Source organism: Sphingomonas sp. HMP9 (assembly GCF_013374115.1).
Taxonomy (GTDB): domain Bacteria; phylum Pseudomonadota; class Alphaproteobacteria; order Sphingomonadales; family Sphingomonadaceae; genus Sphingomonas.
In genome coordinates this window covers 642633-655386 of sequence record NZ_AP022673.1, presented here as the reverse complement: position 1 = coordinate 655386, position 12754 = coordinate 642633, and the positions used below count along the sequence as shown (strand labels likewise).

At 64.4% G+C, this 12754-nt stretch carries 11 protein-coding genes; 7 read left to right on the top strand and 4 right to left on the bottom strand.

Annotated elements, in window-relative coordinates:
• Nucleotides 1–6: 6 nt before the first annotated feature.
• Nucleotides 7–690 (bottom strand): DUF6445 family protein, encoded by a 684-nt coding sequence (locus HMP09_RS02910; protein ID WP_176499105.1) that lies wholly within the window; start codon nt 688–690, stop codon nt 7–9.
• Between the two features lie 202 nt (nt 691–892).
• Here HMP09_RS02910 and HMP09_RS02905 point away from each other — a divergent pair, with 202 nt between their 5' ends.
• Both HMP09_RS02905 and HMP09_RS02900 read left to right on the top strand, forming a co-directional pair.
• The gene (locus tag HMP09_RS02905) at nt 893–2647 is read left to right on the top strand and encodes an adenylyl cyclase (protein WP_232090594.1); all 1755 of its coding nucleotides are present in this window, start codon (nt 893–895) and stop codon (nt 2645–2647) included.
• A 16-nt stretch (nt 2648–2663) separates the two neighbouring features.
• A complete protein-coding gene (locus tag HMP09_RS02900) occupies nt 2664–3482 on the top strand; it encodes a glycoside hydrolase family 16 protein (protein ID WP_176499104.1) in 819 nt (272 codons plus the stop codon).
• Here HMP09_RS02900 and HMP09_RS02895 read toward each other — a convergent pair.
• Nucleotides 3479–4702 (bottom strand): MFS transporter, encoded by a 1224-nt coding sequence (locus HMP09_RS02895; protein WP_176499103.1) that lies wholly within the window; start codon nt 4700–4702, stop codon nt 3479–3481. The genes HMP09_RS02900 and HMP09_RS02895 overlap by 4 nt on opposite strands.
• 845 nt (nt 4703–5547) lie before the next feature.
• Here HMP09_RS02895 and HMP09_RS02890 point away from each other — a divergent pair.
• From HMP09_RS02890 to crtI, 4 genes are all read left to right on the top strand, one after another.
• On the top strand, nt 5548–6186 hold the full coding sequence (locus HMP09_RS02890; RefSeq protein WP_232090593.1) for a PAS domain-containing protein: 639 nt from the start codon (nt 5548–5550) through the stop codon (nt 6184–6186).
• A gap of 284 nt (nt 6187–6470) precedes the next feature.
• On the top strand, nt 6471–7238 hold the full coding sequence (locus HMP09_RS02885; RefSeq protein WP_176499102.1) for a bacteriorhodopsin-like: 768 nt from the start codon (nt 6471–6473) through the stop codon (nt 7236–7238).
• 28 nt (nt 7239–7266) lie between these two features.
• The gene (locus tag HMP09_RS02880) at nt 7267–8223 is read left to right on the top strand and encodes a Brp/Blh family beta-carotene 15,15'-dioxygenase (protein ID WP_176499101.1); all 957 of its coding nucleotides are present in this window, start codon (nt 7267–7269) and stop codon (nt 8221–8223) included.
• The gene (gene crtI / locus HMP09_RS02875) at nt 8220–9884 is read left to right on the top strand and encodes a phytoene desaturase family protein (RefSeq protein WP_176499100.1); all 1665 of its coding nucleotides are present in this window, start codon (nt 8220–8222) and stop codon (nt 9882–9884) included. The genes HMP09_RS02880 and crtI overlap by 4 nt, the downstream gene beginning before the upstream one ends.
• Nucleotides 9885–10218: 334 nt before the next feature.
• Here the strand turns inward: crtI and asd are convergent, their stop codons facing one another.
• Nucleotides 10219–10974: an archaetidylserine decarboxylase gene (gene asd, locus HMP09_RS02870; RefSeq protein WP_232090592.1), complete on the bottom strand. Its 756-nt coding sequence runs from the start codon at nt 10972–10974 to the stop codon at nt 10219–10221.
• A gap of 229 nt (nt 10975–11203) precedes the next feature.
• Between asd and HMP09_RS02865 the strand changes: the two genes are divergently transcribed.
• Complete coding sequence (locus tag HMP09_RS02865; RefSeq protein ID WP_176501532.1) at nt 11204–11542, top strand: HNH endonuclease signature motif containing protein; 339 nt, start codon at nt 11204–11206, stop codon at nt 11540–11542.
• A 140-nt stretch (nt 11543–11682) separates the two neighbouring features.
• Here HMP09_RS02865 and HMP09_RS02860 read toward each other — a convergent pair whose 3' ends face one another.
• Nucleotides 11683–12744 (bottom strand): FAD-dependent oxidoreductase, encoded by a 1062-nt coding sequence (locus HMP09_RS02860; RefSeq protein WP_176499098.1) that lies wholly within the window; start codon nt 12742–12744, stop codon nt 11683–11685.
• Nucleotides 12745–12754: the final 10 nt, after the last annotated feature.

Sequence of the window (12754 nt, the reverse complement as noted above, 5' to 3'; positions counted from 1 at the left end):
TGACCGCTACGCCCCGCCCACGGACAGGAACGCGGTGACCGTCAGTCGACCCTTGGCAGGATCGGGCGAGAGTACGGCATCGGGCCCGATCGCGCCGCTGTGCAGCAGATAGCTCGGATAGACGAGCGCGCGGTTGTAGAGCGCCTCCACGCTCAGGGTGCGCTCGAACAACGGCGTGTCGTCGACGACATAGGATGCGGGCGGCACGCCGCCCAAGCGCATCTCGGCTTCGAGCTGGCCGAAGAAGATGGGCGCGCGGTTCTCGTCCACGGTTTCGAACCCGGTCGACCGGTGGCGGAAGAACGCGGTGCCATCGCCGTCGCCCAGCGACAGGTAATGGACCAAGGCGATCCGGTCCGCCCCGAACGCGTCGCAGTGCGGGAGTCGCTGGCGGACATTGAGGTCACCGGGTGGCGTCGTCACGATCGAGAAGCTCGCGTCGATCACGTCGACCGCCCCCGCCCGTCCGAACATCGGCCCGAGTATCGCCGCCAGCACGGCAGATTGCTGCACGACATAGGGTTCGGGGAGAACGCCCCGAAGTCCCGGATAATGATGGGCGGCAGGCTCGAACGTCGACCGACGCGCAGCGGCACGCAACGCATCGGGGTCGCTGGCAAAACCGTCGATCACGACCACCGGCTGTGCCTCGCGTCCAACCCGGTGCAATGTGAATACCGGTTCGTTCATCATGTCCGTCCTGCCAGCGAAACTCTCGTACACCGACCGTGTAGCGCGCAGGGCCGTTCATCACCAAGCCGATGCGCACCGCACAGCGCCGGGACAATGCGGGCATTGAGGTGCGCCGATGGTTGGCCTAGTCCGCATGTCGTTACCGAAACGGGCCGCGCGACGCGGCGACAGGGTCGGGACGGATGAAGGGAGGCCTAGCGTGACGCATGCACCGACGCGTCGGTCCGTTCTCGGAGGACTGGCAGGAACGGGCCTTGCCGCAGCGTTGCCTGACGCTGCCGCAGCGAAAGCGGTCGCCCCGCCCGATTTCGGTCCCAACGTCTTCGTCGTAGACCCCGCGATGCCCCGCGAACGGGTCCAGGCGCGGATCGACGCGGTCTTCGCCGCGCAGGAGCGCGCCCACTTTACCGACACGCGCCACGCGATCCTGTTCAAGCCGGGACGCTACGCGCTCGACGTGAACGTCGGTTTCTTCACCCAGGTCGCCGGGCTCGGGCGTATGCCGGGCGACGTCGCGATCGACGGGCATGTCCATGCCGAGGCGGACTGGGCAAAGGGCATGGCGCTGGTCAATTTCTGGCGCGGCGTCGAGAATCTGGCGGTACGGCCGGCCGATGGCGCGGATCGCTGGGCGGTGTCGCAGGCCGCACCCTATCGCCGCGTGCACCTGCATGGCGATCTGGCGCTCGACGACGGCGGTTGGTCCAGCGGCGGGTTCATGGCGGATTGCCGGATCGACGGGACGGTGCGGTCCGGCACGCAGCAGCAATGGTTCACGCGCAACAGCCATATCGGCGGATGGCGCGGATCGAACTGGAACATGATGTTCGCCGGCGTCGAAGGCGCGCCGCCGACGCGCTTCCCAGAACCACCCTACACCAGCCTGCCCACCATATCTGTGGTCCGCGAGAAACCCTTCCTGCACGTCACCCGGGCGGGCGACTGGGCGGTCTTCGTCCCCGCCGTCCGCCGCGATGCCCGCGGCACGAGCTGGGCCAAGGATGCTCCCGCAGGGTCGGCCATTCCCCTGTCGCGGTTCCTCATCGCCCACCCCGATACACCCATCGCCACGATCAACGCGGCGTTGGCCGCGGGGAGGCACCTTCTGCTCACCCCCGGCATCTACCGCAACCACGAACCCCTGCGGATCACGCATGCCGACACGGTCGTACTAGGCCTCGGGCTCGCGACTCTGTTTGCCGAAAACGGCGCCGCGGCAATCGTCGTCGCGGACGTGCCGGGTGTCGTGATCGCCGGACTGTTGATCGACGCCGGGCCGGTTGAGACACCGGTACTCGTCCAGGTCGGTCCCCGCGGCGCCAGGCGCGACCACAGCCGCAACCCTACCCTCCTCGCCGACCTGTTCTTCCGGGTCGGCGGCGCGACCGTCGGCAAGGCGGGGACCTGCCTGGAGATCAACAGCCACCACGTGATCGGCGATCACCTCTGGATCTGGCGCGCCGACCATGGCGACCGCGAGACCGGCCGCGTTCATGTCGGCTGGACCGAGAGCACCGCCGACCAGGGATTGGTCGTCAACGGCGACGACGTGACCGTCCACGGCCTGTTCGTCGAGCATTTCCAGAAATACCAGGTGACGTGGAACGGCGAGCGCGGCCGGACCAATTTCTTCCAGTGCGAACTCCCCTACGATCCGCCAAACCAGGGCGCGTATATGGCGCGCACCACGCGGGGCTGGGCTGCGTACAAGGTCGGCGATACCGTCACCTCGCATGAAGCGACCGGGCTCGGCATCTACGCCAACTTCACCGCCGACCCCTCGATCGTGCTGGAAAGCGCGATCGAGGCACCACGCCGACCGGGAGTCCGCTTCGCCAGCATCACGACAATCTCGCTCGGCACCGGCCAGGGCACGATCGCGCATCTAGTCAATGACGTAGGCCCCCCAGCACAACCAGGCGCCCTCCGCCAGACGCTGGTCCGCTATCCCTAAGCGCAAGGGGTATCCGATGATCCTGCTGATACTCGCCGCGCAAGCAGCCACTCTGGGCGCGACCAACTACAGCGTCAGCGCGCCAATGCGCGTGCCAAAGGGTAAACCGAACTTTGCCGACGAGTTCGACGGCACGGCTATCAACCAGACCAAATGGCGCTTCGACCTGTCGCGCAACATTCAGGGCTGGCCCAATCACGAACGTCAATATTATGCGAAGGACCGACCCGAGAACGCCCGGCTGGAGCACGGCGTGCTGGTCATCAAGGCCCGCCGCGAGCTGCTCGACAAGGCGAGGTTCGCCGATTGGGGTGGTCAGGCCTATACGTCCGCCAAGCTCGTCTCCCGTACACCGCGAGGCTATGGCTTTTACGAAGTCCGCGCCAAACTGCCCTGCGGTCGTGGAAGCTGGCCGGCGATCTGGCTGCTCCCGTCCAGCGGCACATGGCCCGACGAAGGCGAGATCGACGTGATGGAGATGGTCGGCTGGGATGCCGGCATCGTCCACGCGACGCTGCACACCGCCGCCTTCAATCACGCGAAGGGAACGCAGCGCGGCGCCCAGACGGTGATCGCAACGACATGCACCGCCTATCACCGCTATCAACTCGACTGGCGTCCGGACAGGATCACGATCGGCGTGGATGGCCGCGCCATCATGCGCGTTGCCAATGACCCGCCCGGCGGCAAGGCGGCGTGGCCGTTCACGCGTCCATACGACCTGATACTCAACCTCGCGGTCGGCGGCGACTGGGGTGGCCAGAAGGGCATCGACGATGGTGCCTTTCCGCAGCGCATGACGATCGACTATTTCCGCTACTGGCGCCCGCGCTAACGTCGACCGCGCGCCGCGAGCATGATGAGCCCGCCGCAAAGCGTCAGCGCGGCCAGGACCAGCATGACCGCATGGAAGTCAGTCGGCGTCGCGAGCGTCCAGGTGAGCGCTGGCCCGAGCAACCCCGGCAGCGTGTTGGTCAGGTTCAACACACCCAGGTCACGCCCGCGGTGACGAGGGTCCGGCAGCAACTGCATGGCGAACGACGCGTGGAGCGCGAGGAAGACCGACGCACCCGCGGTATAGACACAGAACGCGACCGCGCCGCTGGTGAAGTCGTAGGCGACTGCCATCCCGACCAATCCCGCCGCAGCGACAATCGCCGCGGCGAACAGAAACGGCTTGGTTCGCCCCGAGCGATCCGCGAACCGCCCGACCAATACCGCGATCGGCAGCGGTACGGTGTACGCGACGATCATCAACGTCCCCATCCACGCCGCGATCGTGACCGGTGCGACGGACGGCGAAACGCTTTCGAGATAGTAGAAGAGATAGACGAACAGCGCACTACCGGCGATCTGGACGAGCAGCCGCGCGCTCCAGGCAAGGGCCAGATCGCAGCGTAGGACCGCCTTCATCGGTACGGTCGGATGGCCACGCGGCTCGACCGGCTGCGCGCGGGTGCGGAGCAGAGGGATCATACAGGCTACCGTCACGATCGGTACGACCGCCAGACGCGCCGCAGCGCCGAGTGCGGCAGTCGCCATGAGCGCCGCCGCCAGCGCCGACGCAACCGGGTTCGCCATCGCCAGCAACCCTCCCGCCACGCCCTTCTGCGCATCGGGCACTTCGTCCGCCATGATCGCCAGCAAAGGCGCGAGCAGCGCGTTCACCGCGACTTGGAACACCGCGACGGCCAGGATCAGGCGAACGGGGGACGTCGCCACGGCGATTGCCACGTAGGACAGCGCCGTGGCGGCACCCCCCGTGCCGAGCCACGCCCTACGCCCGCCGCCGCGTCTCACCGATCGGTCGCTGAGCCAGCCGAACGCGATGTTCGAGAGGCTGGCCGCCAACCCGCCCGCGACAACGATCGCCGTAAGGACGCCGAGCCGCCCGGCCCCCGCGACGGCGTCGACCTCCATGGGCAGCAACAGCGTCAGCAGCGGCAGGTAACCCACGACACCGCCGATATAGGCCAATGCCAAGGTCAGCAGGAAGCCAGTCGAACGGCGATCGGTGGTGGACGCCGTATCGAGAGATTCAGGTCGGCGAGCCATCGACGTGCTGTAGGATAGCAGCGACCAGGCAAGCAACCGGCCGTGGTCATTTGCTACTGTAGCGCCTTAGCGGCCCGACAGAGCCTCGCACGTTTGTGCGATGAACGCGCGTGGGTATGGATAGCGCGACGCGCGGTGCAGATGCATATCGTTGTAAAGGGGCGATCTAGCCGGACAGTTGGCCGATAACGCTCTGCGCATCGGTTCTGGATTACGCGAACATGATCCACCCAGAAAGTGCAAACGAACGGTTCGCATATGCCATTCGATCGAGGACTGCTTCCCGGCGTCATCCGACCGTCATGCCGGCTCTGCTAAATACCGTCGGTTAATTTTTTCGAGCAAATCGGCAATACCGGCCCCCTCAGTTCACCAGTAAACCGAATCATTCTTCACATTTGCGAATACGCCCCTCGGAGAGACATGCGTTTATTTAGGAATGCTAGTTCTATTCTAAACTAATATGGATACACTTTCGGTAGTATATCCGTTGTGCACTGATATCATGTTTATTCATAGAATTTCTGACAGTCCCGTAGCGTTCGAACGCGTCGGTTTTCGTGAGCGTAAGGCGTTGAAAGTCAGCCACCAACCATAAAGTCTTTACCTGACGCAACCGGGACATATTGAGATCGAGCGTGGTAGACTATAATATTTTGGCGGTTCATCTTCACCGCGAACGCGAAATCATGCCGGGTGTTAATCGAATCGATAAACAAATTCCGCCTTTCGGCATTGCGATTCCGGCGCGAACTTCGGTTTTCGTACGGCGATAGAAACCATGCTATTCGATCATAAAAGGTGGACGCATATACTTTGCGCCGGAGGGGGGAAGATCGGTGCGCATGACCATTGATAGTCTGTCGACTGGCTCCGCGTTGGCGAGCGTCAATACGCGATTCATGCGGCTGGTTACCGACAGCCCGATCCCGGGGGTGATCAGCGATCCACGGCTGCCCGACAATCCCATCGTCGCCTGCAACCAACCATTCTGCGATCTCACCGGCTACCCCGCGGACGAGGTCGTCGGCCGCAATTGCCGCTTCTTGTCGGGGCCCGGGACCGAGCCCTGGCTGTCCGAGGAAATCCGCCGCGGCGTTCGCGAGCACAAGCCGGTGCTGGTCGAGATCCTCAACTATAAGCGAAATGGGCAACCGTTCCGCAACGCCGTGCTGGTGGCGCCGCTCTACGACGACGAGGACAGGCTGCTGTATTTTCTCGGCTCGCAGATCGAGATCGATACCAACGCGGCACCGCCGACCAGCATGCGCCGGATCCGTGCCGCAGAAATGGTCAAAGCTCTGTCGCCACGTCAAGGACAGGTGCTCAAGTTCGTCGCACAGGGCCTGCTCAACAAACAGATCGCCGCGGAGCTCGGTTTGGCGGAGAAAACCGTCAAGATGCACCGCGCCATCCTGATGGATCGCCTCGGCCTGACGACGACCGCGAACCTGATCCGGCTGGCGGTCGAAGCCGGGCTCTGACCGGCGTAGCAGCAGTGCTAGCCGGAGCGGGTATGGGCCAAGGACCGTATCGTGACGCATCCGGCCCGGTCGTATGCAGGGACCGGCCGTCACAGCGGCTAGGTCACGAGCGGTAATAGCCAACGGCTCGCGGCGTGGGTGGAACTCCCTCCGATACCCTTTGGAGTCGCTGTGGCGCCATCCTCGGGAGGCCCGAACCGATCCGTCCATCGGCCTCGCCCCCCGCAACAATGCCGGCCAGCCACCGTAGCGGGCCAGTGCGCAGCAAGGCGATGGAGACGTTTATGGATATCTTGACCCCGTTCCAGTTCTCGCTGGTCTACAACGCGTTCTCGTTCACCTTCGCGACGATGGCCGCGGCAACCGCGTTCCTCTGGCTGTGTCGATCGCAAGTGTCGCCTGCCTATCGTACCGCGGTCACGATATCCGGACTGGTGACCGCGATCGCCGCCTATCACTACCTGCGCATCTTCGAGAGTTGGAACGCAGCCTATGTGCTCAAGGACGGTGTCATCGCCGCTACCGGCTTCGCATTCAACGACGCCTATCGCTACGTCGACTGGTTGCTGACCGTCCCCCTGCTGCTGATCGAGCTGGTGCTCGTGATGCGCCTGTCGCCCGAGCAGACCTCGTCGAAGACCGTGCGGCTCGGTACGGCGGCCGCATTGATGATCGTGCTGGGCTATCCCGGCGAGATCGCGACCGACATTCCGACGCGCGCATTGTGGGGCACGCTGTCCTCGATCCCCTTCGTCTACATCGTCTGGGAGCTGTTCCGCGGTCTCGGCGAGTCGATCGAGCAGCAGCCTGCCGCCGCGCGCGACCTGGTGCGCAAGGCCCGCTTGCTGACCTTTGCGTCCTGGGGCTTTTACCCGATCGTCTACATGGCACCGTTTGCCGGGATCACCGGAGCGACCGCGACGACCGTCATCCAGCTCGGCTACACGATCGCCGACATCATCGCCAAGGCCGGCGTCGGCGTGCTGATCTACATGATCTCGGTCCGCAAGTCGCAGGTCGATGCGCATGACGTCGCCATCCACGCACACTGATCGAAATGGAAGTCCAGACCGCCGCGAGATGGTGACGAGAGCCGCAGCCATCGAACGGTCCGACCGCCGCGTCCCCCAGGGGCGCGGCGGCGTCGTGCATCCGGTGTTCTGGATCGCCGCGATTGCTCTCGCCCTGACGCTCGTCGCGCGGCTACCGCTCGACGGACCGACCGCGACCTCTATCGCGACGCTCGTCTTCGTCTTGGGCGGCATGCCGCACGGCGCGTACGACATCGCCCTGCTCCTGCGCGCGACCCGGCTCGGACGCCGCGGCCTAGCGTTCGCGGTCGGTGGCTATATCGCCATCGCCGGCGCCATGGCCGGCGCGTGGATCGCCGCGCCGCTGATCGCGCTGGTCCTGTTTATCGCGGTCGCCTCGGTCCATTTCGGCGAGGACTGGACGATGCTCGACGAACCGGTGCTGAAAGTCGCCGCCGGCACCGCAATCATCGCTGCGCCCGCGATCGGACATCCGGCCGATGTCGCGCGGCTGTTCGTGGCGATGGCGGGAAGCGAGGGTGGCGAAACAGTTGCCCGTGCGATGATCGCGGTCGCGCCGGTCGCGCTGCTCGTTACTGCAGTCGGCATTACCGTCGCCTGGCGCGACGGGGCGCGCGGCTGGGCCGCGGCGACCGCCATCGCATTCCTCGCCCTGATCGTCGCGCCCCCGGTTGCAGGGTTCGCGCTGTTCTTCGTGTTCCTGCATTCGCCGCGCCATCTTGAAGGCGCTCGCGTGGCACTGGACGGCGTATCCCGCCGCTGGTGGCTGGCGACCGGCGCAATCATGTCGAGCTTGGCGATCGGCGGCTGGTTGTTGTTCGCTGCAAGTTTATCGCGATTCCTGACCCCCGACATCACCGCTCAGGCGTTCCAGCTTCTCGCCACCGTAGCGGTACCGCATCTGCTGTTCTCGCGTTGGATCGAACGACGGCTCGCGCAGCGCGACCGATCGACAAACGACTATCAAGAAAGACCGACGTCATGACTCGCCAACGCGCTATCGTAATCGGATCGGGGATCGGCGGCATCGCCTGCGCGATCCGCCTGCAGAGCCTCGGCTTCGATACACAAGTCGTCGAACAGCTCGCCGATGTCGGCGGTCGCGCGTATGTCCGGCGCGTTGATGGCTTCGTCTTCGACATGGGTCCCACGGTGCTGACTGTCCCCCACTTCATCGAAGAGCTGTTCTCGCTGGAACGCGACGCGGCGATGCTCGACGAGCCGGACTTTCCGCCATCGGTGCTCGCGGAAGGGAGCCGCGTGGTATCGGGCGCCAGCGGCAGCTCCAACACCCGCCGCTACGTCGACATCGTGCCGATCCTGCCGTTCTATCGGATCTATTTCGACGACGGCACCTTCTTCGATTACGACGCCGATCCGGTCAACGTGCGGGCGCAGATCGCGCGGCTGGCACCCGAGGATCTCGACGGTTACGAACGCTTCCACGAGGCCGCACGCGCGATCTTCCAGCGTGGCTTCCTCGAGCTCGGCTATACCTATTTCGGTTCGCTCGGTTCGATGGTCGGCGTTCTGCCCGACCTGCTGAAGCTCGGCGCGATCCAGCCCTTGTTCTCGCTGATCTCGAAATATTTCAAGAGCGACAAGATGCGGCAGGTGTTCAGCTTCGAACCGCTGCTGATCGGCGGCAACCCGCTGAAGGTGCCCGCAATCTATGCGATGATCCATTTTGTCGAAAAGACCTGGGGCGTGCATTTCGCGGTCGGCGGCACCGGCGCGCTGGTCGCGGCAATGGTCCGCAAGTTCGAGGAACTCGGCGGATCGGTACGGCTGAACGCCAAGGTCGACCGGATCGAGGTCGAGAAGCGCGGCCGCAAGCGGGTCGCGACCGGCGTGACGCTGGCGAACGGCGAGACGCTCGCGGCCGATCTCGTGGTCTCGAACGCGGACTATGCGACGACCTATCTGAAGCTCGTCGACAAGGCGCACCGGCGGATCAATCGCGACGCGCTGGTCAAGTTCCGCAAGCAGAGCATGTCGCTGATGGTGATCTATTTCGGCTATCGCAAGCAGGACGGCGACCCAGACCTGCGCCATCACAACATCATCCTCGGCCCGCGCTACGAGGAGCTGCTGACCGACATCTTCGAACGTAAGATCCTCGCCGACGACTTCTCGCAATATCTTCATATCCCGACGATCACCGACCCCAGTCTCGCGCCGCCGGGGCATCACGCCGCGTACACGCTAATCCCGGTCCCCAACAACCAGAGCGACATTGACTGGGACGTTGTCGGCGAAGGCTTTGCCGATACGGTGCTGACATTCCTCGACGAACGCGGCTACATTCCCGGCCTGCGCGAACGGATCGTCCATCGCAGCTTCGTGACACCGGACTATTTCGAGGAGGTGCTGGGCGCGCATCTCGGCAATGGCTTCGGAGTCGAGCCACGGATGACGCAGACCGCGTTCTTCCGCCCGCACAACCGCAGCGAGGATGTCGCGAACCTCTATCTGGTCGGCCAGGGCACGCAGCCCGGCGGCGGCACGCCCTCGGTGATGATGTCCGCCAAAATGACCGCCCGAGAGATCGCGCGCGACTTCGCGATCGATCCGCGGATCGTCGGCGGCGTGCCATCCGAAGCGGCCGATGATCGCCCCCTGGCAATGGGGCTAGCAGAGGCCTGAACGCGCGATAGGACCTTTGGGGCGTATGGAAATCGACGATCCGGCGCCGAAGTTTGCCTTTGGCGTCCTGTTTGAGACCAAGTGCGTTTGCGTAGTCGCGACGTGAAGCCCGCTCGACGTCACCGAGGTTCCGACGTTTCTCCGTAGCGGTGGCGAACTCGGAAAATGGACAGAGTTCACGAACGAAAGATTGGATACTGCCGTCTCCGACGCGCCGCTCCGCTTCGGCCCAGCCAACCTCTTCGATCGTGCTGTTGCTTCCGAAAACCCGCCACCGGTTCATCTCGGTTTCAAACGGCTTTTCAGGACGGATGCACCAGTTCGGTCTTCGGGTTCAAACCGGTCGATCGCCCATGCGTTCGCCCAGCCGCACCGGCTGGGCTGGCATCCAGCGGTCGTCAAAGGCGATCGTCCCCTGCCGGAATAGCATCACGATCGTCGAGCCAAGCATGAAGCGCCCCATTTCCTCACCCTGTTCGAGAGCGATACCCTTGTCGGCATAGAACCACTCCGCCGGCATGCCGGTCCGCGTAGAATTGACGACGCCGTGCCATACGGTAGCCATGCTGCCGACGATGGTGGCTCCGACGAGCACCATGACGAATGTGCCGTGCTCCGGACTCTCGAAGACGCACACGAGGCGCTCGTTTCGCGCGAACAGATTGGGCACGCCTCGCGCCGTGACGGGGTTCACCGAAAACAGGCTGCCCGGAATGTAGCGCATACTGATCAATCTACCCGTGCACGGCATATGGAGACGGTGATAGTCGCGCGGCGACAGATAAAGGTTCGCAAAGCTGCCATGACGGAATTCCGCAGCCAGCGTCCCGTCTCCGCCGATCAGTTCAGTCGTGGTGAAGCGATGTCCCTTGGCCTGCACGATGTGATGATCGTCGATCGCACCGACTTGGCTGATCGCGCCATCCACCGGGCAGACGAAGTCAGCATGCGCCAATGGGCGAATGCCTTTCCTGAGAGGCCGCGAGAAGAAGTCGTTGAAGCTGGCGTAGCTGGCGATGTCGGGATTTTCGGCTTCGCTCATATCGACCCCGTATTTGGCGACGAACCAGCGGATCAGGCGGGTCGTCATGGCACCGCCCCGCGCCCGGGCGATACGACCTGCCAGACGGGTCAGGCGCTGTTTTGGCAGGGCATATTGAAGCAGAACGGTAAAGCGATCGGACATCTCGAACCCCAAAGTATCAGCCAGCCGAAATAACGGTCTGTTTGCGCTGCGTGAACGTCACATCATGCATATTTTCGAACGCCTTAGGCCAGCGCGCACTCGAATATGACCGCGGAATCATCATATGGCGAGCATGGGCGGTCGCGTGAAACGGATAGCTGGGTTGGCGGAGGCCGCCGCGCGATCCGCAACAGAGCACAAGGATGAGAGCTGCGCGTTATGCGGGCGGCAACTCGGGCAACGCGTGGAGCGCCATCACGTCGTTCCGAAGAGCGAGGGGGGCACGCACACCGTGCCCGTGCATCCCATCTGCCACCGTACCATCCATGCCTTTGTGCCGAACCGCGAGCTGGCTTCGTCCTATGCCACGATGGACCAGTTGCGCGAACGCGATGATATACGGCAATATCTTGGATGGATCGCTGGCAAGCCCCCCGATTTTCGCGCACCGACACGGCGACGCAATGTGTAACGGCGACCCATAAGCCGCCATTCTCGGCCTGTTGCCCGATACTCGACTCCCGCCCTCCGCTCAGACTCTTCATTCCGGGCGAAACGGCCGCCTATCCCAACGCTTCCTGCTTAGTAAGAATCGAGCGCCGACCCCGCGTTTCAGGCGGACGCTCGCTCCCGATAGTGCTCCAGGACCGGTGCGGCTCCCGCGTGAGATAACGCATTCTCCAATCCTGCGGCGGCCCCTTCCGCCGCCTCCTGAGCACGGATCGCGATGCGCGTCTCGGCGCAGGCGATCGCGTCCGGCTCTACCGATATCAGCGCATCGGCAAGATCGACAGCATCAGCGAGCGCCAGATTGACACCTTCACCGCTGAACGGCGACATGAGGTGCGCCGCGTCACCGATCAGCGTGACGCCAGCTCGTGGCGCCCATCGGAGGCCGACGGGGAGCGCATGGAGCCGCCGCACCGCCAGAAATTCCCCCTCCACGATCAGCCGGGTCAGCTCAGGCGCCCACGCGCTAAACGCACCCAACGCCTCGCCACGGACCCTGTCGGGCGAAAGCGTGGTCCCACTCCGGGACGTCTCCTCATCGATACGGAGGCCCGCATAACCCCGAATGTGGTCATGCCCGTTGCGCTGCGCAATGAGCACGCGATTGTCGCCGACGGCGAACATCTTGCCCCCGCCGACCAGCGCATCGACATGGCGGTGACGAACGGCGTCGAAGCCGAGTTCGACAAGCGTCACGCCTTGGTAAACCGGACGAGCGTCGGTCAGCAATGGACGCACGCGCGACCAGGCACCGTCGGCGCCCACCACCGTGTCGAACGGATGCGCAACGCCATCGGCCACAATCCGCGGTTCGCCGTCGACCCGGCTTTCAGCCTCGGCCCTTGCGCCCCACCGCACTGTCCCCGGCGTCAGCGAGGCGAGCAGGATGCGGCGTAATTCGGTACGGTCGATCTCGGGGCGATCGTCGTCAGCGCCATCGCGATCGAACAATAGCGTTCCGTCGGCGTCGTACAGACGATCACCCTGACCCTCCAGGCGAGCCGCCGCTGCGAATTCTGCCTCCAGGCCGGCCAGCCGCATCGCGCGCTGCCCGGTGTCCACGTGCAGATCGAGCGAGCCGCCCTGCGCGCGCTCGTCAGCATGGGCGTCTCGCTCGAACACCGTCACGTCTGCGCCACCCCGCTGAAGCAGCCGCGCGAGCATCAGCCCCCCG